This is a genomic window from Synechococcus sp. BDU 130192, from assembly GCF_963876085.1.
GTDB lineage: Bacteria > Cyanobacteriota > Cyanobacteriia > Cyanobacteriales > MRBY01 > MRBY01.
This window is the reverse complement of record NZ_CAWNNO010000061.1, coordinates 73,039-92,351: the sequence shown is the minus strand read 5'-3', so window position 1 is coordinate 92,351 and position 19,313 is coordinate 73,039. Positions and strand designations below refer to the sequence as shown.

The 19,313-nt window shown below is 50.7% G+C and carries 17 protein-coding genes and 1 tRNA gene; 7 read left to right on the top strand and 11 right to left on the bottom strand.

Annotated features, from left to right (window positions below; translation table 11 throughout):
- Positions 1-237 precede the first annotated feature (237 nt).
- Positions 238-1,851: a B12-binding domain-containing radical SAM protein gene (locus AACT35_RS14860; protein ID WP_445267912.1), complete on the top strand. Its 1,614-nt coding sequence runs from the start codon at positions 238-240 to the stop codon at positions 1,849-1,851.
- Positions 1,852-1,857: 6 nt separating this feature from the next.
- On the opposite strand, the gene trpC is transcribed toward AACT35_RS14860, so the two are convergent.
- Together trpC and AACT35_RS14850 are read right to left on the bottom strand one after the other, a co-directional pair.
- Entirely contained in the window at positions 1,858-2,742 is an 885-nt protein-coding gene (trpC, locus tag AACT35_RS14855) for an indole-3-glycerol phosphate synthase TrpC (protein ID WP_099237647.1), read from the bottom strand.
- Positions 2,743-2,838: 96 nt separating this feature from the next.
- Complete coding sequence (locus AACT35_RS14850; protein ID WP_012306966.1) at positions 2,839-2,955, bottom strand: photosystem II protein Y; 117 nt, start codon at positions 2,953-2,955, stop codon at positions 2,839-2,841.
- 204 nt (positions 2,956-3,159) lie between these two features.
- Here AACT35_RS14850 and AACT35_RS14845 point away from each other — a divergent pair, with 204 nt between their 5' ends.
- From AACT35_RS14845 to sat, 3 genes are all read left to right on the top strand, one after another.
- Positions 3,160-4,104 carry a permease gene (locus AACT35_RS14845; RefSeq protein WP_158227945.1) on the top strand — a complete coding sequence of 315 codons (945 nt, stop codon included), beginning with the start codon at positions 3,160-3,162 and terminating at the stop codon, positions 4,102-4,104.
- 515 nt (positions 4,105-4,619) lie between these two features.
- Entirely contained in the window at positions 4,620-6,554 is a 1,935-nt protein-coding gene (dnaG, locus tag AACT35_RS14840; RefSeq protein ID WP_099237585.1) for a DNA primase, read from the top strand.
- Positions 6,555-6,637: 83 nt separating this feature from the next.
- Positions 6,638-7,804 (top strand): sulfate adenylyltransferase, encoded by a 1,167-nt coding sequence (sat, locus tag AACT35_RS14835; RefSeq protein WP_012306963.1) that lies wholly within the window; start codon positions 6,638-6,640, stop codon positions 7,802-7,804.
- Positions 7,805-7,891: 87 nt separating this feature from the next.
- Here sat and gyrB read toward each other — a convergent pair whose 3' ends face one another.
- From gyrB to AACT35_RS14810, 5 genes are all read right to left on the bottom strand, one after another.
- Positions 7,892-9,814: a DNA topoisomerase (ATP-hydrolyzing) subunit B gene (gene gyrB / locus AACT35_RS14830; RefSeq protein ID WP_099237583.1), complete on the bottom strand. Its 1,923-nt coding sequence runs from the start codon at positions 9,812-9,814 to the stop codon at positions 7,892-7,894.
- Between the two features lie 287 nt (positions 9,815-10,101).
- On the bottom strand, positions 10,102-10,695 hold the full coding sequence (locus AACT35_RS14825) for a hypothetical protein (protein WP_099237581.1): 594 nt from the start codon (positions 10,693-10,695) through the stop codon (positions 10,102-10,104).
- 23 nt (positions 10,696-10,718) lie between these two features.
- Positions 10,719-12,059, bottom strand: a complete 1,341-nt coding sequence (locus AACT35_RS14820; protein ID WP_099237579.1) for a DUF4335 domain-containing protein — start codon at positions 12,057-12,059, stop codon at positions 10,719-10,721.
- A gap of 9 nt (positions 12,060-12,068) precedes the next feature.
- Positions 12,069-12,704, bottom strand: coding sequence for a DUF3038 domain-containing protein (locus AACT35_RS14815; RefSeq protein ID WP_099237577.1), 636 nt, complete (start codon positions 12,702-12,704; stop codon positions 12,069-12,071).
- Between the two features lie 197 nt (positions 12,705-12,901).
- Positions 12,902-13,204, bottom strand: coding sequence for a DUF2288 domain-containing protein (locus AACT35_RS14810; protein ID WP_062436565.1), 303 nt, complete (start codon positions 13,202-13,204; stop codon positions 12,902-12,904).
- A 148-nt stretch (positions 13,205-13,352) separates the two neighbouring features.
- Between AACT35_RS14810 and AACT35_RS14805 the strand changes: the two genes are divergently transcribed.
- A tRNA-Gln gene (locus tag AACT35_RS14805) sits at positions 13,353-13,424 on the top strand.
- 116 nt (positions 13,425-13,540) lie between these two features.
- Here the strand turns inward: AACT35_RS14805 and AACT35_RS14800 are convergent.
- From AACT35_RS14800 to AACT35_RS14790, 3 genes are all read right to left on the bottom strand, one after another.
- Positions 13,541-13,867: a YbjQ family protein gene (locus AACT35_RS14800; protein ID WP_062433763.1), complete on the bottom strand. Its 327-nt coding sequence runs from the start codon at positions 13,865-13,867 to the stop codon at positions 13,541-13,543.
- Between the two features lie 63 nt (positions 13,868-13,930).
- Positions 13,931-14,329 carry a TIGR03792 family protein gene (locus AACT35_RS14795; RefSeq protein WP_099237575.1) on the bottom strand — a complete coding sequence of 133 codons (399 nt, stop codon included), beginning with the start codon at positions 14,327-14,329 and terminating at the stop codon, positions 13,931-13,933.
- 39 nt (positions 14,330-14,368) lie between these two features.
- The gene (locus AACT35_RS14790) at positions 14,369-15,406 is read right to left on the bottom strand and encodes a hypothetical protein (RefSeq protein WP_062433759.1); all 1,038 of its coding nucleotides are present in this window, start codon (positions 15,404-15,406) and stop codon (positions 14,369-14,371) included.
- Between the two features lie 198 nt (positions 15,407-15,604).
- Here AACT35_RS14790 and AACT35_RS14785 point away from each other — a divergent pair, with 198 nt between their 5' ends.
- The gene (locus AACT35_RS14785; protein ID WP_012306954.1) at positions 15,605-16,486 is read left to right on the top strand and encodes an ABC transporter permease; all 882 of its coding nucleotides are present in this window, start codon (positions 15,605-15,607) and stop codon (positions 16,484-16,486) included.
- Positions 16,487-16,553: 67 nt separating this feature from the next.
- Here AACT35_RS14785 and AACT35_RS14780 read toward each other — a convergent pair whose 3' ends face one another.
- Positions 16,554-17,678 carry a TMEM43 family protein gene (locus AACT35_RS14780; protein WP_254047932.1) on the bottom strand — a complete coding sequence of 375 codons (1,125 nt, stop codon included), beginning with the start codon at positions 17,676-17,678 and terminating at the stop codon, positions 16,554-16,556.
- Between the two features lie 319 nt (positions 17,679-17,997).
- Here AACT35_RS14780 and AACT35_RS14775 point away from each other — a divergent pair, with 319 nt between their 5' ends.
- Positions 17,998-19,149 (top strand): pyridoxal-phosphate-dependent aminotransferase family protein, encoded by a 1,152-nt coding sequence (locus AACT35_RS14775; RefSeq protein WP_099237571.1) that lies wholly within the window; start codon positions 17,998-18,000, stop codon positions 19,147-19,149.
- Positions 19,150-19,313: the final 164 nt, after the last annotated feature.

The following is a 19,313-nucleotide window of genomic DNA, read 5'->3' as shown; positions in this document are numbered from 1 at the left end:
AAAAATCCTGTTCAGAGATAGCACCATATTTATGGTGAAAAACAGGAAGCCTGCATATACTAACACTAGATAAGCTTGGGAAACAAATAATTTTTTTACAGAAATTTTCAGTCAATTTAGGGTATCTGCGCTAGGAAACGTTAGGAGAAGATCCGCCATTTTCTGTCCTCTTTGCGGCGATCGCCAATCGCTGAGGGGACTCCCTTACAATGGCAAGGGTACAAAACTTTTTCTGACCTGACGACTTTGTTTGACCAAGAACGCCTCCTCTTTGATCCTGTAACACCGACGGCCAACGCGATCCCCTTGATTTTTGCCTTTCCCAATACCTACACCGTGGGGATTACGAGCTTGGGCTACCAATTGGTATGGGCAAAATTTAGCCAACGGCCCGATGTGGATGTGCGTCGTTTATTCACAGATTTAGAGGAAAAACTGTCGTCTCAGCCAGAAATTGTCGGCTTTTCTTTTTCTTGGGAACTGGATTACACAAATCTCTTTAGCTTGTTAGAAAAACTAAAAATTCCGCTGCGGGCAGCCGAGCGTGACGAACAGCATCCCCTTGTGTTTGGGGGGGGGTCGGTGTTGAGTGCCAACCCTGAACCCTTTGCGGACTTTTTTGACGTGATTCTCCTGGGAGACGGGGAAAATCTCCTGGATGAATTTATCGATCAGTATCAAAAACTGCGCCAAGGCGATCGCCAAAGCAAATTACGTCACCTCGCCCAAACACCGGGGATCTATGTGCCTAGTCTGTACGAAGTAACTTACCGGGAGCCGACGGGGGAAATCGAAACCATTCGTCCCAAATATCCTGATATTCCTGAAAGTGTTGAAAAACAAACTTACCGGGGTAACACTCTCTCGGCCTCGACGGTGGTGACGGAAAAAGCCGCCTGGGAAAATATCTACATGGTAGAAGTGGTACGTAGTTGCCCAGAGATGTGCCGCTTTTGCCTCGCTAGCTATGTCACCTTGCCCTTCCGGACGGCCAATTTAGAGCAGTCCTTGATCCCGGCCATTGAGCGGGGCCTTAAAGTTACGGATCGCCTTGGTTTGCTCGGTGCTTCCGTGACCCAACACCCGGAATTTGAACAACTATTAGACTACCTTTCTCAACCCCAGTATGCCGATGTGCGTTTGAGTATTGCCTCGGTACGGACGAATACCGTCACAGAAAAACTGGCTCAAACTCTTGCGGCACGGGATACCCGTTCGATCACAATCGCCGTAGAAAGTGGTTCGGAACGGCTCCGGGAGATTGTCAATAAAAAGCTCACCAACGACGAAATTATTACCGCAGCAGTGAACGCAAAAGCCGGGGGCCTCAAGGGGATTAAATTCTATGGCATGGTGGGCATTCCAGGGGAAGAGATGGCCGATGTGGAAGCAACCATTGCGATGATGCAGACTGTGAAAAAAGCGGCCCCAGGCTTGCGTTTAACCCTCGGTTGTAGCACCTTTGTCCCTAAAGCCCATACGCCTTTCCAGTGGTTTGGAGTAAACCCAGCGGCCAAAAAACGGCTGCAATTCCTCCAAAAGCATCTCCGCTCCCAGGGCATGGAGTTCCGGCCAGAAAGCTATAACTGGTCAGTGATTCAAGGGTTGCTTTCCAGGGGCGATCGCCGCCTCTCTAGCCTTTTAGAATTAACCAGGGATTACGGTGATACCCTCGGCAGCTACAGGCGGGCCTTTAAGGAACTGAAAGGCAAAATTCCCCCCCTAGATTTCTATGTGCATCAGGATTGGGCGACAACTCAGGTCTTACCCTGGCAGCATTTGAATACGGCGATCCCCAAGACCACCATCGAAAAACATTTCCAAACGGCAGCAGTGCCCCTCCAGGTTTAGCCCAATCTAAAACTGAAACAAGTCGGCGATCGCCTTCCTAGGATCCGGCTGTTTCACGAGAGATTCGCCGATTAACACTGCCTTTGCTCCGGCTTCTTGGACAAACCGGAGATCGAGGGGGGTATGTAAGCCCGATTCACTGACAACGCGGACACCCTTCGCCTGGAGTTCGGCGCGGCGACTTTCCATCAACATGGTAGTCGTCTCCAAATTTACAGAAAAATCTTCGAGGTTACGGTTATTGATCCCCACGAGGCTCACCCCCTCGATGGCGAGGACGCGATCAAGTTCCGCGAGGGTATGGACTTCCACCAGGGCGGTCATCCCTAAGCTGCGGATAATTTTGACGAAATAGGCGAGGTCTTGGTCACTGAGGATCGCGGCGATCAAGAGAACCGCATCGGCACCATGGCTGCGGGCCTTAAAGATTTGATAGGGATAAATAATAAATTCTTTGCAGAGCAGGGGCAGATCGACGGCATCGCGCACGAGGCTCAGGTTTTCGAAGCTGCCCTGGAAAAACTTGTTATCGGTGAGGACTGAGAGGCAACTGGCTCCCCCGGCGGCATAACTTTTGGCGATCGCCACAGGGTCAAAATCTTCCCGAATTATCCCCTTACTAGGCGAGGCTTTTTTTACTTCGGCGATGAGTGCTGGCTGGGTCTTGCCGTGGACTAAGGCCCCCAGAAAATCTTTTGCGGGCGGCACCGTTGTGACTCGCTGGCGTAGCTCTAGCAGAGAAACTTTATCGCGCAGCTGCTCCACTTCTTTTTCTTTATGCCAAACAATTTCTTCCAGAATATGCTGGGGTTTGGCATCGGGCACCGCCACTTGGTACTGCAAGATGCTGACGTTAACGGGACGGCTGGGGTGGAGACGACGGATTTGCACAGTCATAGATTTGCTGGGGATGAAAAAGCAACCCCTAGGGGCTGCTCCTGTCAAAAACAAAGGGTAATTTACGCGAAAAGCAGTAGAGATAAAGACTTATTTCTTCGTTTGCATATTGCGGAGTTGGTTCAGGGCAGCCGCAGCAATGTTAAAGATTGCCCAAGAGCCAGCGATGATTACGGGAGCTAAAACAACAACAACTCGCCAATCCATGGTTTGATTCCTCTCAGTTAAAAAATGATGATAAACAAAGTTTTTCAATTCTATACTAATAACCCATTAAGCTCCTTTTTCCAAGGGTTGCAAGAAGATCCCCAGGGGGGTGTCTGACCGGGGCGATCGCCGCTCAAAATCGAGCAAAAGACCAGGGATCGGTTAGGGTAAATGGAGCAATTTTTCTGGAATTTAGGTGTGGTAATGGTCGCTTTGCAACAGTGGTTTACCCTGATGATCGCCCAATGGCTGATCCTTTGGCCCTGGCTTTTTGTGGGGGTATGTCTCTCGACGGTGGCTTTAATTTTTACGCCCCGTCCCTGGTGGGAAAAAGTTCTTCCCCAAAGCGCCTGGTTACAATTACTGGCTGGTCTTGGCCTCGGCTTTATCTTACCTGTGGGTCAAGTGGGCGGACTGCCCCTCCTGCGACGGCTCCTATGGCAATCCGGCTCCTCGGCGGGGGCGATCGCCTTTTGGCTGGGAACTGTTTCCCTGAGTCCCTTTGTGCTCGCTAAATTTTGGCAGCAGCTACCTAGTCGGGGGGGACTCCTGTTGTTCTATGGCAGCCTGAGCCTAGGGATTTTGCTTTTAATTGCCAGTATTTTTGTGGGGGCGCGTCAACAGCGCAGTTACCAACAGGGAGATCTAGACACTTTTTTGTATCCGGCGATCGCCCGTCCCAGTTCCCACCGAGTTCCCAATACCCAACCAGAAACCCTGGCACCACCAAGTAAATTAACCATTCTGCCCACTTCTCGCCGATTTCGATCCCTCATGGCGAGCCAAAACCTTATGCAAGAACTGCTGGAATGGTCGGTTTGGCTCCTGATCGCCTGTGGTGTGATGGCTTGTGGCCAAGTCCTTTTCCCCCTAGAAACATTACTCAGCCACGGTATGACGGGTCTATTTGGCGCGGGGATCTTGTACGCTGTTCAACCGACACAAATGGCGGCGATCGCCGATCTGATCTTAGGGAATAATAGCCCTGGTGTTGCCCTTGGCTTCCTTCTAACTGGAACTTTCTTCAATGGCATCACCCTAATTTTGTTGATTAATGTTGTCCGCTGGCGGGCCTATTTTTATCTCAGTCTGCTTTTGGGGTTGACCCTCTTGGCCCTGGATCTATGGCTGAATTTTTATGTTTTTTAATCTTTTGTAAGTGCCTACTTTTAGTGGCCCAAAGAAAAATCACGTTCCCCCAGATCTCCTAGATTGGGTGATATCGTTAGAGACAAGAAGCAAAGCGCTTCTCCTGGCAGATTAAACAGCTTAATCTAAACAATAGAAAAAAGAGGTGAAAACGCTGTTCCAAACTACGTCTGTCCATCCATATCCAAAAGCAATAATCCTCACGAACATTCGCTATTTTCCAGAGTGCTGAACAGGGGAGTTTGATCAAGGCTAGTTCTTTGGCAGCTCCAAGATTTTCTGAAATAGATTCGGAAGAACAAGCTTGAGTATTCGGACTGGATTCTTGTTTTTGTCATGAACTCTCTGTTACACATTCGTTTATCAACTGCACATTCTCTAAGCTCACAGTTTGTGGGCTTTTTTTGTGGGGAGAAAGCCAAAGACAGATCAATTTATTGTTTGTAGCGGCGTCCCCGGAGATTTTCTTTTATCTTTTAAGGATGCATTCTGTTTAGATTTTTGCGACGTAATCTATGGCCTACCCCTCGATTCATCCTGACACCATCGAAGAAATTCGCGCCAAGGTTGATATTACGGAGGTGGTATCTGATTATGTGGTGCTCAAAAAGCGGGGCAAGGATTTACTGGGGCTTTGTCCATTCCATGATGAGAAGACCCCCAGTTTTACGGTGAGTCCGACGAAGCAGTTCTATCACTGTTTTGGCTGTGGGGCAGGGGGCAATGCGATCAAGTTTTTGATGGAGATCAATAAGTCTCCCTTTGCCCAGGTGGTGCTGGACTTGGCCCAACGGTATCAAGTCCCGGTCAAAACCCTCGAACCAGAACGGCACCAAGAGATCCAGCGGGAACTGTCCCTCAAGGAGCAGCTCTACGAAATTGTGGCGATCGCCAATGATTTTTATCAATATTCCCTACGGCAACCGGAAGGGCAAACGGCCTTAGCTTATGTCCGCGAGCAACGGCGATTAACGGAAGCAACGATTCAAAACTTCGGCCTGGGCTATGCGCCGGGGGGCTGGGATACCCTCTATCACTACCTTGTGGAACAAAAACGCTATCCCATCGAGTTGGTCGAAAAAGCAGGCTTAATTAAACCACGCCAGTCGGGGAACGGCCATTATGATCAGTTCCGCGATCGCCTGATGATCCCGATCTACGATGTCCAGGGTCGGGCGATCGCCTTTGGCAGCCGCACCCTCACGAACGAAGAACCGAAATATCTTAACTCCCCAGAAACGCCCTTATTTGATAAGAGCCGGACTTTATTTGCCCTCGACCAAGCGAAGGGAGCGATCGCCAAACAGGATGCTGCTGTGGTCGTCGAAGGCTATTTTGATGCGATCGCCCTCCACGCAGCGGGTTTTGAAAATGCGGTAGCTTCCCTCGGTACTGCCTTTACCCAGGGGCAGATTAAACAACTGCTGCGCTACACCGATTCCAAGCAAATTATTTTTAACTTTGACGCAGATAAGGCGGGGATCAAAGCCACCCAACGTACCCTCACCGAAATTGAACCCCTAATTTACAGTGGCCAGGCCCAGGTGCGGATCCTCAATCTCCCTGGAGGGAAGGATGCGGACGAGTTTTTGCAAACAGACCAAGGCCCGGCGCATTATCAAACGGCCCTTACAACGGCGCCCCTCTGGCTCGATTGGCAACTGGAGCAAATTTTGCTGGGCCAAGATGTCACCCAAGCCGACCAATTCCAAGGGGTGATTAAACAAATGATTCGCCTGATCGCCAAAATTGATCATCCGAGTTTTCGGAGCCACTACATCGCTAAAGCCAGTGAACTCATTAATCACGAAGACTCCCACTACAAAAAACAATTGGAAGCGACCCTTTTGACCCAGGTAAACCGTTTCCGCAAAGCCCAAGCCCGGAATCCGACGGCGACCCCGGAGGTGCAACCAGAGGCGATCGCCCTTTCCTCCCAAACCATTGCCCTCGCCCAGGCCGAAGAATTGCTGCTACGGATCTATCTCCACAGTCCAGCCCAGCGTCACCCCATCGAGGCGCGCCTCGCCGAAAAGGAAGTGATGTTTAGCCTGTCCCACCACCGTTGGCTCTGGCAACAAATCCTTGAAACGCCCTTAGACATCAAACAAAATCATGTCCATAACCAATTGTTGGGCCGGTTGCTCGATATTTTGACCCACCACCCCGAACGGATGCATAGCCTTGGTTCTTTGCTCTACCTCACCGAAACCACCGAAATCGACGTGCGCCGGGCAACTTTGAATATCCATGCGGCGATCGCCACCCTCGAACACGTCAACTGGACCCAGCATCGCCGTTATTGTCAAGAGAAATGGCAAGGCCTTGACCCCCAGCACCCGGATTTTGCCTATTACCTACGGGAATTTGAACAGGCCGACCGCAAACTGAAGGCGATCGCCCAGGAACGGCAATTTTCCCACCTGGAGATCCTCCACTACGAAACATAACTCGCCCCATTCCCACAATGGAAAGAACAGAAACTGATACCATGAGAGCTTGCAGATAGCCATGCTTTTATATCCTAAATTTTATGAGTACCCCATCCGGTCTAATTGCGCCCCACGGTGGCCAATTAATTAACCGCATCGCCTCCGACGCCGAGAAGCAAGAATTCCTCGCCCAAGGCGATCGCCTCCCCCGCATCACCCTCGATGCCCGCGCCCAATCCGACCTCGAAATGATTGCCATCGGTGGCTTCAGTCCCCTCAAGGGTTTTATGGAGCAAAAAGACTACGAACTCGTAGTTGAAGAAATGCACCTCAGCAATGGCCTGCCCTGGTCTGTGCCTGTCACTCTCTCCGTTTCCGAAGAAATTGCTGATCCCCTCAAAGAAGGCAATTGGGTACGCCTCGACGATGCTAATGGTCGCTTTATTGGTGTCCTCGAACTAACCGAAAAATACCACTACAATAAAGCCCACGAAGCGATCAACGTCTATCGCACCGACGAAGAAAAACATCCTGGCGTCAAAGTGGTCTACGAACAGGGTGCTGTAAATCTCGCTGGCCCCGTCTGGTTACTCGAACGGGATGACCATCCCCTTTTCCCCAAATATCAAATTGATCCCGCCGCCTCCCGGGCCGCTTTCCAAGAGCGCGGCTGGAAGACCGTAGTGGGCTTCCAAACCCGGAACCCGATCCACCGCGCCCACGAATACATCATCAAATGTGCCCTCGAAACCGTCGATGGTTTATTCCTCCATCCCCTCGTTGGCGCAACCAAGAGCGATGATATTCCCGCTGATGTGCGGATGCGTTGCTACGAAATCATGCTGGAAAATTACTTCCCCCAAGAGCGCGTGATTCTGGCGATTAATCCTTCAGCGATGCGTTATGCTGGCCCCCGTGAAGCCATTTTCCACGCCCTGATCCGGAAGAATTATGGCTGTACCCACTTCATCGTTGGTCGTGACCATGCCGGTGTTGGCGATTACTACGGCACCTATGACGCTCAAAAGATCTTTGATGAGTTTGATCCCCAAGCCCTTGGCATCACCCCGATGAAATTTGAGCACGCCTTTTTCTGTAAGAAAACAGAACAGATGGCGACCTCGAAAACCAGTCCTAGTGGCCCCGAAGATCGGATCCACCTCTCTGGCACGAAGGTTCGGGAAATGCTCCGTCGTGGGGAATTACCGCCGCCACAGTTTTCCCGTCCCCTCGTTGCGGCTGAACTTGCGAAAGCGATGCATGATTAATTGCTGAATTACTAATTTTTTAAGAAAAAACAAAACCTCCTTTTCGTAATGATGAGGAGGCTTTTTGTCTGGTTTTGAAAATGTCAATTAAATATCGAGATCGTCCATGTTGAGTTTGGGGGCATTCATCTCGATAAATTCTCGTCGGGGGGCAACGCGATCGCCCATTAAAACTGTAAAGATTCGGTCAGCTTCGGCGGCGTCCTCAATTTCTACCCGCTTGAGGGTGCGAGTTTCTGGATTCATGGTGGTGTCCCAAAGCTGTTGGGGCATCATTTCCCCCAGACCCTTAAAACGTTGGATATTATATTTCGCATTATCGGGCAGTTGATTAATTTGATCTTGCAGTTCGCGATCGCTGTAACAGTAGGCGTGATTTTTACCCCGTTCCAGCTTATAGAGGGGCGGGCAGGCAATGTAAATGTAACCCTGATCAACCAATTCCCGCTGATACCGATAGAAGAAGGTTAATAGGAGTGTCCGAATGTGCGCCCCATCCACGTCTGCGTCGGTCATGATCACCACCCGATGGTAACGGAGTTTTTCCGGGTTAAATTCTTCTCCTTTAATCCCTAAGCCCAATGCCGTGATCAGAGACTGAATTTCATTATTTTTATAGATTTTGGCGTCGTCGGTTTTCTCAATATTGAGGATTTTCCCCCGCAGCGGCAAGATGGCTTGGAAGGCGCGATCGCGGCCCTGTTTCGCACTACCGCCCGCAGAATCCCCTTCCACTAAATAAATTTCTGTCTTCGCCGGATCCCGCTCACTGCAATCAGCTAATTTACCAGGGAGCAAAGAAGACTCTAAAACGGATTTACGGCGCACCAATTCCCGCGCCCGTCGGGCGGCCTCTGCCGCTTTAAAGGCTTGGATTGCCTTTTCTAAAATCGCATCAACGACATTTAAATTAAATTCAAAATATTCCGTTAACACCTCGCCCACAAAGGAATCAACAATCCCCCGCACTTCGGAGTTGCCGAGCTTCGTTTTCGTTTGCCCTTCAAATTCTGGATCGGGCACTTTAACCGAAATTACCGCCGTTAACCCTTCGCGAATATTTTCCCCTGCCAAATTTGAGTCATTATCCTTGAGTTTATTTCGTTTGCGGGCAACGGTATTCATCGTGCGGGTAAGGACACTTTTTAAACCTTCAAGGTGTGTCCCGCCATCAACGGTGCGAATATTGTTGGCAAAGCCCAGCAGGTTATCGCTATAGGCATCGGTACACCATTGCAAGGCTACTTCTAGCTGGACACCGTTCTTTTCGCCCGTCACGTAAATGATTTCTTCGTGGAGGGGCGATTTTTCGCGGTTCATGTAGGCGACATATTCTTTGATGCCTCCTTCATAAAAATAAGTATTGCTGGCCTGTTTTTCGGAGCGATGATCCGTAAAGACAATTCTGACGCCAGCATTTAGATATGCCAGTTCCCGCAAGCGTCCGGCGAGGGTATTGTAATCAAAAACAGTAGTTTCAGTGAAAATTTTCGCATCGGGCAAAAAACAAACGGATGTTCCCGATAAATGCTGCGGGGCCGGGGCTTCGGTGAGTTCGCCTTGGGGGACGCCCCGTTCGTACCGTTGTTTGTAGGTGGTTTCGTCGCGCCAAACGGTAACTTCGACCCATTCGGAGAGGGCATTAACCACAGAAACGCCGACCCCGTGTAGACCACCGGAGACTTTATAGCCACCTGCGCCAAATTTTCCGCCCGCATGGAGCACGGTCATCACGGTTTCGAGGGCTGATTTTCCGGTACTGGGGTGCACATCAACGGGAATGCCGCGGCCATTGTCGGTAACAGTAACGGAGCCATCAACATTAATTTCAACGTTAATTTCTGTGCAGTATCCGGCAAGGGCTTCATCGACGGAGTTATCAACCACTTCATAAACGAGGTGATGTAAGCCACGGGGACCAGTGGTGCCGATGTACATTCCGGGACGTTTGCGGACAGGTTCTAATCCTTCGAGAACCTGGATCTGCTGGGCACTGTAATTACTGGTCATGGACGAACTCCGAATTTTGGGCGTAAAAACTCTGTAGCCTGTTTTTGGGTTAAATCAGGCAAAAATTATACCATAAAAGGCTTCTGGGAGGAGTGGGCTGAATTTGCAGCAAGATTTACCGAGGGGGTGGAGCGGAGATTTTGCGGCCCAAAAAAATATACGGAAATTAAGCAAAAAATAAACTCGGGGCGATCGCCATAAAAAGACTTAATGAAGCGGGAAGAAATTAGTACGTCTATTTCACAATTTTAGCGCAGGGGCGAGGGATCAGAAAAAATGTTTAGGAGCTAGAAGATGTTGAGATGTTGGGGTTGTTCGGCGGCGGCAATGAGGCGATCGCACCCAGATTTGGGAGCGGCCCAGCGATAGTGACATTCCTTCGGGTTGCCCCAGCAGAGGGCGAGGTAAAATTCACCGTGGCCCACGTCTAATTCCGCCCATTCAGCGAGTCGACTGGCCCGCTCTAGCTCCGTAAAAGTCAAGGGAGAAAGTTGATGATCGACTAACTGCCAGAGGTTTAAGCCAGTGGTGATGTGGTGCCAAAAGTCGAGGACATTTTGTTTGGCCGCCCGGAGAATCGCTTTGTCGCTGTCGATGGCAATGAGTTGTTGGTGAATTTCCGGCAGGCGCAGTTGGCGATCGCCGACGCTGATTTCCCGCCAAACGATGCCGGAAACATAATTTTCCCGTTGGTATTGATGAATTTGTTGGGTAAAGTCCTGACAGGCAAACACTTTTCCCAGTTGGTCTTGATCGAGGGCCATGGTCACGATCGGTACCCCCACCCGCGCATCGGGGGAGAGCAAAAGGCGATCGCCCCGGAGGGTTGCCTTTAACTCTTGGTTGAGGATTTCAATTAAATCTTGGGTGCTGTAGACCATGGCTTTCAGGTGGTCGCTTTCTTCTAACGATAACCTGCCCAGGGACTCACTTCGATCACACCGTTGGGTTGGAAGACCACATTCACCTGGGTCAGCGGTTCCGTGGGCAAGATGGTTTCGCCAGGGACAATGCCCGCCGCCGCTGGTTCGATTAAGGCCGGGAGGGGGGTCTGACCAAGGGCTGTTTTCGCAGCGTTATTATCGGCGACGACAATGGCGATCGCCCCGTCGTTGGTTACCCCTAGGGTATAGGCCAGGGTTTGGGGGATGGTGGCATTTTCTCGGTCAAACTCAGCGGCGATGGTGTCTTTGACCTGTTGGATCAATTGTCGGAGCGTTTCTCCTTCTACTTCGCGGGAGTCAAAATCCAATTCGCTAGAACTTTGAAAGCCATCCCAGGGGCTTACTTCCAGGACATTTCCTGCAAAATTGACCCGAAATTGAGCCATGGCTTGTTCGTTGGCGATCGCCGCCACTTCTGGAGTATGACCCAACTCACCCAAGGCCGTTGTTCCCGTTGTCACCGCAGCACTATCTAAGGGGTGCACCCCCAAAAGACGACCATCGGTTCCCAGGGCCAAGCGATAGGAAGCATTTTCTGTGGTATCGCGCTCCGTCCAGGCCGAGTCCAAAGTGCCATAGAGATAAGCTTGCATTAACTGAAGATCGCGGTCTGTGGCAATGGTGGGCAAGGTTTCACCAAGGCGATCAAAATCAGCTTCCGTCCAGAGGGCCGTATCCGGTAAAGTTGCGCTGGCGAGTTGTTCCGTTTCTTCCCCAGAGCTAACTTGTTCACTGTCGGTACGTGTTGTTTCCGGTGCTGGGACAAAGAATAATGCAAAGGCCGTTAAGGCTAACCCACTAACACCGACTAGGGGCGGCACTGCCCGATCCACAAAGGATTCTTCTGGTACGCAATGGCGACGACTCAGGGGCGTTAGGGGCAAAACAAAATCCGGGAGGGTCAAACCATCGGCAAGGAATTGATCAATGGCTTCGGTTAAATCAAACAACTCCGCCGTGGTTAATTCGAGGGTTTCGGCGGCGCTGCCATCGGGTTGTTGCCAATGGAGATGATGGGTATAGGTTGCTGTTGCTGTTTCTAAGCGAACTTGGCCTCTTGCATCGAGGATTTCGGGGGGGCGTTGGAGACCGCTTAAAATACCCTGGGCATATTCACTCACGGCTTGGACGAGGTGATCAAAGAAAATTTTCCCACCGCTGAGCACTTTCTGGGAGGTAGTAAAACGACATTCCACATTGGAAAGAATGGTCAGGGTGTCGAGGAGTTTGCCGCTCCCATCATCGAATCCTTCGAGGGTGAGGGTGCAGTTGGGGAGGTTGTATTGGCGACGAATATTCATGGTGATTGTTTAGCTCACTTCTCCATCAAAGAGGCTGACCCATAGCCGTTGGGTGCCAACGGTGCCCGTGCAAAACAGCAGTTTTTCGAGGAGGGCGATCGCCAGTTCGTTTAAATCTTGTTTTGACTGGTTGTAGAGGGTGACACGGACGCGCCGGGGGTTCATCCGACTCCGGAAGTGGGCGCGAAACCGCTCTAGGTATTCCGAAAGGCGGAAATGACTATCTAAGGGGAGATTGCGTTCCCGGAGGTGCTGGGCGGCGGGTAAAAGTTGTCGCAATAAAGCCAGTAAATTCTTGGCGCGATCGCCAATGATCAATACCAACGCCTTTGCTTCTGTGGGGGTCAGGTGGCCGTGGGTGTGGAAACGTCGCCAGGGGTTGGTGCGCCGCAATCGCCAGAGGACGACCCGATTCGGGATAATTTCTGTCAATTCTAGTTTTTGGGCAGAGCGCAGCATCAGTTCTGAGCCGCCCAACTCCAACGCTTCTAGGGCCAAGAGGAGCAGGTCAATTTGCTGTTGTGCCCGGCGCGGGAACACTTTTCCCTCCGGCAACAGATCCGGCAGATTTTGCAACAGGTAGGGTTGTCCTGGGGATACCGATGGGGAACTAGGATTGGGCATTACGCTCACAGAATCATTCATACTCTCAGAAAAACAAGCTTGGTTCGCTGCAAACCCACGACGGGAGATGATTGCTATCTATCGCCAGACCATCAATGAGGCTCAAACCCGATCATACGCGATGATTAGGGGTCTCACACCAGGGCAATGGATTGTTCTCAATCAGTTTACCCCACAAGACCCGTCGTCCCAGCGAAAAAATTCCGGGCGATCGCCCCTTAAATTTCTGGGCGGTCGCCACTGATCAACACAAAGGGCTGCACAATTAATGTCGCAAATACGAGGGTCTGGGTTGCTTGGTTCCAGCGTTCTAGTTCTTCTTTTGTGGGCTTACGCACTAGGCCACCGCTCATCCATTTGCCCACTAGGGCCGCATTATCTGTGGCGATCGCCTCTCCTACCTGCAATAAATCCAGGGAAGGGTGTACCACAATCAGCGCATCACGGGCCGCATGGGGCGCGAGGTCATGCCACTCACTGTCGCCAAAACTGGACTGGAGTTGTTTAATCAAATCTGACATCAAAAAATAATGAGGTTTAAGGGCAACGGTTAAGGTTTACTGGATTTTTGGGTTTTTGACAATTATCCAGGGCCACCCAAAAAAGATTTGGTGAGACTGTTGACGCTTCCGAAAAATTGGTGTTATATTTCTAAAGGCTTAAACGCAATGGGGTGTCGCCAAGCGGTAAGGCATCGGATTTTGGTTCCGACATTCCCAGGTTCGAATCCTGGCACCCCAGTTAAATTCACTGAATTAAAATAATCCGCAAACTCTACGGCTTTTGAATCACGAATTCATAGAGATTTAGGTAGTCCTGTCTGGGTATTGGGGCGATCGCCTAATATGAGCAAATTCTTATCCCAGTTTTACGGCGGTTCCGGTGGCAGTGATCAGCAACAGAACGCCTTTATCGTCGATATTGATTGTGCCTGTGTCCATGCTAATGCCAATTACGGCATCAGCGCCGCGTTTTTTAGCATTGCTTTCTAGTTCCCGCAGCGCTTCCTGGTGGCCTTTTTCAAAGATTCGCTCGTAACTAGCGGTGCGACCGCCGATCATGTCTCGGATGCCCGCAAAAAAATCCCGGAGGGCGTTGGTGCCATAGACCACTTCAGCGGTGACGACCCCCTGATAACTGGTGATGGTTGCTCCTTCGATGGTGTTGGTGGTGCTTAGAATCATGTTTTTTATGAATATTAATGTGACAAAAATTTAGTGAGGCGATCGCCTCTGTTTCTTTCAATGTCAATTAGTCGTAGAAAGATTGTGGAATTCTTTCTTTTCGAGGATCGGGTAACTTTTGCCCATGGCTTCATCAAAGGCTTTCTCAGCTGCTTCAACTTCTTCTGGGGAAACGACTTTCCGTAGGGCTTGGCTTGACCAGGAAACAACAACGGTGAGCTGATCCGGGTGGTCGGCATCTTGCCAGATTTCTTTGCGCACAAAGGCAGGCGATCGCCGATCGATGGGATTCCAGATTTCTAGTTCTGTTTCGATAAATTTTGCTTGGTCGGCCTGGGGCACGTCAAAGGTCAGCCATTCCACCACAGGCTCATCTGTTGTACCTTCAGCAAAACTCGGCCCTTGTCCCAAACCGAAAACTAAAGCCAGTACCAAGGCGATCGCCCCGAACCATCTACCCATCGGATCCTTTACTCCTAACTGAAACTGTTACCCGCTATTTTACTCTTCTCCCAAAATCCGAATCCGCACACTACTCTCGCCGGAATCATCTAAATCGACTTCCAAAACCTCGCTACTCAGGGCTTCTAGGGTGCCCAACATCGACCGTAAATAGGGATTGCTCGCCCCCGTATCCACATAAAGGCGATCGGCTAATTTTCCTAGGCGCTTCCAGGTGGTAAAGAGCTTCACCACACATTGCTCCATCTGGGTAGCCTGTTTCACCAGATCAGCGGCAGTACCCAGACAATCCAACCGTAGGGCTTCTTCTAGGGCCATTTCCAGGTCAATATTCGCCTTACGGAGGGTCTGCACCTGGGCGGCGGCATCGATATATTTCGCTAAACTCTTCGCTTCACGGGTCATCGCTTTGACGGTGTCGGTGTTGGGGGCTTCGCGGATTTCTTCTTGGATCGCTGTGACGTGGGTTTCTGGCAGCTTTTCTAATTCTTTTACCAAAGGCGAGAGAAACCGACTGGGGAGGGCACCGCTGGCGGCCTGTTCTTTTACTTCATCGGGGAGCAGCTCCGAACTCATGCTCGTCCATTCGTCGGCCAGTTGTTTTACTTCCCGTCGAGTAATGCGATCGCCTTTTTGGGCGGCATCGGCGACGAGTTTTTGAATTTCGGGGGCCGATTTCGCCGTTTCGACGAAAGCATTTTTACTGAAATTATTAATACTGTTGGGGTCTAGTTGCCCCTCGGCGAGGAGAGTATCAGCACTGTTGGCCAGTTCGATGAGGCCGTAGGCTTGACTCTTGCTAATTTCCCGCTGTTTGAGCCAGTTTAAAAAGCCTGTCCCGCGCCCATCACCGCCACGTTTCTCCCGATCTCGCACGGCCCGCATAATCCGGCCCCGCCAAATGTCTGTTTGCAAATCAAAGCGATCGCAAATTTGCCAGACCCGCTCGATCTGGGTATCAAATTCCGCGTCGTGGAGTTGATCATCCTCTGGATCGGGCAGCTCCAAGTTAAAGTCAACGTCAGTGGTCAAGGCGGCGGCAAGGTCTGCCGTTGAAATGTCGGTCAAGCTGGTCATAAAGGCGATCGCGTTTAAAAACGACAGGGAGTAAAGGTTTAGCTTTCGTTAAGCCCCACTGATTTTAGAGGGAATTTTCCCACCCGACAAGGCGCGTCCTAACGGCGATGAAAGCCATGATTTGGGGTGAAATACGTTAATCTAGTCCTGAGAAAAGAGCCAAAATCTGCGCCTATTTGGTGACGCGAAACAACCGTTATGAGTCAATCTATCTTTACACCCAACTCGATTCTGTCCCCCACCGCTAAGGTCAACGTCTCTGAGAGCAATGGCTGGCAGGATTTTTTTCAGGAAACGGTGGCCCTCACCCAACGCCTAGTAATTCAGCTCCAGCGGCGACCAACCACCCTGATTGCGGGCATTATTCAACCGTTTATGTGGCTGATTTTGTTTGGGGCCTTGTTTTATAAAGCGCCCCAGGGACTGTTTGGCAACGACATCAACTATGCCCAATTTCTCGCCCCAGGGATTATCGTGTTTACGGCCTTTTCCGGGGCATTGAATGCAGGTTTACCCGTGATGTTTGACCGGGAATTTGGCTTTTTAAACCGGCTTTTGGTGGCCCCTTTAGCGACGCGCTATTCCATCGTGGCGGCTTCGACGATTTACATCATGGGCCTGACCTTGATTCAAACGGCGGTGATTGTCGGGGCTAGTGCTTTATTGGGGGCCGGTTTACCCAGTGCCTTGGGTCTGGGGGCGATCGCCTTAGTGGTGTTTTTAATCGTCTTGGCGGTAACAGCCCTCAGTTTGGGCTTGGCCTTTGCGCTGCCGGGCCACATTGAACTGATTGCGGTGATTTTTGTGGTGAATTTACCCCTGCTATTTGCCAGTACCGCTTTAGCGCCCTTGGATTTTATGGCGAACTGGTTGCAGCTTGTCGCGAGCTTAAACCCTTTGACCTATGCAATCGAGCCGATCCGTTATCTCTATATGCACAGTGATTGGACATTCCAGAGTGTGGTCTTCAGTGCCCCCTGGGGAAATTTAAACTTTGGGGCTGTGCTCGGAATTTTGACGGGCTTTGGGGCGATCGCCTTGGCGACCATTCAACCGCTCCTCAAACGTCGTTTAGGTTAATTGGCACAAAAAAAGGAACGAAAACCGTCCCCAAATCTTTTTAAATTCTTGCTTGACCAGGGAGAACCTAAGCCAGTTGATCCTTGGTCTTTTTACGTTTTGTCCAGCGGTAGACAATAAAGCCACAGAGACCGAGGGCCAGAAAAATCATAACCGGGCTGTGAAGAATAATCGACATAATAATCGTTAACCCAGACAAAATCGCCGCCACAATAAACGTGGCAAACCCTGTAGCGGTGCGGGTTAAATCTCCTAAAAACGGAATGACATCTAGAACAACACCAAGAGGTTCTACCACCAGATTCAGACCAATCCACATCAGCAAAAAGCCCCCGAATCGTAGGCCCCAAGTGATCAGCTTGTGTTGGTTTGCCAAGTTGGCGATCGCCTGGTCACGGGTACCGGGAAAGAGTCGATAAAAAGTCACATTTTTCCGGCCTTGGTGGGGCGTGAGTTGGTTACTGCTGCCCAAATCACCGAAGACCGTCGCTTGAATATTTTTGTTTAGGGCTTGATAACTGAGGCGCAGATCGCCAATTTCTGGACTGCCGAGGCTACCTGTCCCAAAAAATAAATAACTGCCGTTGAGTTTGTTTTTTGATTCTGCCGGGATCTGGGCCGCCGTTAAATTAACGGGTTGGTTGATGGGAAACTGCAATTGATTTACATCCAGTTGATAATCACCCACCTGGGCCTGGGAAACCCGCAGTTCTTGACTTTCGATGCTTTTGGCTGGATTATTATGGCCCGTTGGATTCTTAAAACGAGAGGAATCATCGGGATTTTCGGCCCACTCCTTGGCGTAGGTATAGGTCGTTGTTTTCGTTTCTGAACCCCCGGCATTTTTCTGGGTGGTTGTGCGGCTATTTTCTTCCCAGGCATACATTTCTGTTTTGCGCCGGAGGGCGATGTATTCCCCCGGTTCTAAATAGGGGCGATCGCCGAGGGTTTCCGGGCTGCTTAGGTTACCCGTAATTGATACAAAACTATTGGCTTTTACCGTGGCGGTGCCGGTGGCGGGAATTTCCGTGGCTGTGGCCGCAATTTTCGAGAGGTCTACCCGGCCTTCATTCCAGTAGAGCACCCCAAAGGACGCTAAAAAGAGAACGACGCCGAGAAAAATCCCCACAAGCGAATTGCCGAGGCGCTGAAAATACCCCGTTGTTTTTTGTTCAACAAATTGGTCACTCATTGGCTTTGGAACAGTACAAAACATTGCCTTTCTATCCACCTCAGCTGAGGGAAAGCTTTCGGTTAATCGGTGAATTAAGGTGCTTTCAGGATATAACTTGAGCCTCGTTTTTTTGGACTTTGTGACGCTTCTCAATCATCCTTAACGTTTTCCGTTGCTGCTCTGCGAAACCTTTGCTTTTCGTGAACAAATAGACAGCATCTCAGTGGCTTGATCTGGGCGATCGCATAGGATAGGATTTAGCTTTTGCGGAACGTCCCTAGACTTTTGGGGATTAACGGCATTTTCAATCACGGTCTAAGCGAAGGACAAACACACCATGGAAGACAAACATATGCTGATGATTCCCGGCCCGACCCCTGTGCCGGAGCAGGTTTTGCTAGCAATGGCCAAACACCCCATCGGTCACCGGAGCGCCCAGTTTAGCGAAATCATGGCCGAGGTCACTGCGCAACTCAAATGGCTCTTCCAAACTCAGAACGATGTGTACTGCCTCGCCGCTAGCGGTACCGGCGCGATGGAAGCGGGTTTGATCAACTTCATTAATGCGGGCGATAAAGTCCTCGTCGGCGATAACGGTAAATTTGGTGAACGTTGGGCGATCGTCTGTGAAACCTACGGCATGGACGTAGAACGGGTCAAAGCCCCCTGGGGTGAAGCCCTCGATCCTGAAGTTTTCCGTGCCAAACTCGAAGCCGACACCGCCAAAGAAATCAAAGCCGTTGTCGTCACCCACTCAGAAACTTCTACTGGCGTCCTTAACGACCTCGAAACCATCAGCCGTTACGTCAAAGCCCACGGGGCCTTGATGATTGTCGATGCGGTGACTAGCCTAGGGGCCTGCAATGTCCCCACCGATGCATGGGGCCTTGATGTGGTCGCCTCCGGTTCCCAGAAAGGCTTTATGATTCCGCCGGGCTTGGGCTTTGTTTCCGTCAGCGATAAAGCTTGGGCGGCCTACGAAAACGCAAAAATTCCCCGTTTCTACTTTGATCTCAAGGCTGCGAAAAAGAATTTAGCGAAAAACACCACCCCCTTTACACCCCCGGTGAATCTGATCTTTGCGCTCCAGGCAGCCCTGGGAATGATGCAACGGGAAGGCTTAGAGAATATTTTTGCCCGCCACCAACGCTTAACCGATGCCACCCGGGCCGCAGTCAAGGCTTTGGGCCTAAAGACCTTTGCCCCCGATGGGAATGCCAGTACAGCGGTGACTGCCGTTGATCCTGCCCCCATTGGCGCAGAAGATATCCGCAAGGCGATGCGCACAAACTTTGATATTGCCCTCGCGGGTGGCCAGGATGATTACAAAGGAAAAATCTTCCGCATTGGTCACCTAGGCTTTGTCCATGACCGAGATGTGATTACGGCGATCGCCGCCCTCGAAGCAACTCTCCAAGGGTTGGGTCACGGTGATTTTGAATCTGGGGCTGGGGTGAAAGCGGCTGCTGCGGTGTTCCAAAACGCCTAGAACGAGTAACTTTCTAAACTTCACACTGAAATTTTCGTCCCTGGTCTGTAGTGCCGGGGGCGAATTTTTTGGCAAGATCCCGTTTCGTGAATAAATCCTACAGGGTGGCTAGGGACAGGGGCAGAATTTCTAAAATTGCAGTGATTTCCTTACTTAAATCAGGA

What these genes read in the sequence shown, in the direction of transcription:
- AACT35_RS14850 (WP_012306966.1), bottom strand. Translation starts at nt 2,955, where the DNA reads ATGGATTGGCGAGTTGTTGTTGTTTTAGCTCCCGTAATCATCGCTGGC.
- AACT35_RS14845 (WP_158227945.1), top strand. Translation starts at nt 3,160, where the DNA reads ATGGTCGCTTTGCAACAGTGGTTTACCCTGATGATCGCCCAATGGCTG.
- dnaG (WP_099237585.1), top strand. Translation starts at nt 4,620, where the DNA reads ATGGCCTACCCCTCGATTCATCCTGACACCATCGAAGAAATTCGCGCC.
- sat (WP_012306963.1), top strand. Translation starts at nt 6,638, where the DNA reads ATGAGTACCCCATCCGGTCTAATTGCGCCCCACGGTGGCCAATTAATT.
- gyrB (WP_099237583.1), bottom strand. Translation starts at nt 9,814, where the DNA reads ATGACCAGTAATTACAGTGCCCAGCAGATCCAGGTTCTCGAAGGATTA.
- AACT35_RS14825 (WP_099237581.1), bottom strand. Translation starts at nt 10,695, where the DNA reads ATGGTCTACAGCACCCAAGATTTAATTGAAATCCTCAACCAAGAGTTA.
- AACT35_RS14820 (WP_099237579.1), bottom strand. Translation starts at nt 12,059, where the DNA reads ATGAATATTCGTCGCCAATACAACCTCCCCAACTGCACCCTCACCCTC.
- AACT35_RS14815 (WP_099237577.1), bottom strand. Translation starts at nt 12,704, where the DNA reads ATGAATGATTCTGTGAGCGTAATGCCCAATCCTAGTTCCCCATCGGTA.
- AACT35_RS14810 (WP_062436565.1), bottom strand. Translation starts at nt 13,204, where the DNA reads ATGTCAGATTTGATTAAACAACTCCAGTCCAGTTTTGGCGACAGTGAG.
- AACT35_RS14800 (WP_062433763.1), bottom strand. Translation starts at nt 13,867, where the DNA reads ATGATTCTAAGCACCACCAACACCATCGAAGGAGCAACCATCACCAGT.
- AACT35_RS14795 (WP_099237575.1), bottom strand. Translation starts at nt 14,329, where the DNA reads ATGGGTAGATGGTTCGGGGCGATCGCCTTGGTACTGGCTTTAGTTTTC.
- AACT35_RS14790 (WP_062433759.1), bottom strand. Translation starts at nt 15,406, where the DNA reads ATGACCAGCTTGACCGACATTTCAACGGCAGACCTTGCCGCCGCCTTG.
- AACT35_RS14785 (WP_012306954.1), top strand. Translation starts at nt 15,605, where the DNA reads ATGAGTCAATCTATCTTTACACCCAACTCGATTCTGTCCCCCACCGCT.
- AACT35_RS14780 (WP_254047932.1), bottom strand. Translation starts at nt 17,678, where the DNA reads ATGAGTGACCAATTTGTTGAACAAAAAACAACGGGGTATTTTCAGCGC.
- AACT35_RS14775 (WP_099237571.1), top strand. Translation starts at nt 17,998, where the DNA reads ATGGAAGACAAACATATGCTGATGATTCCCGGCCCGACCCCTGTGCCG.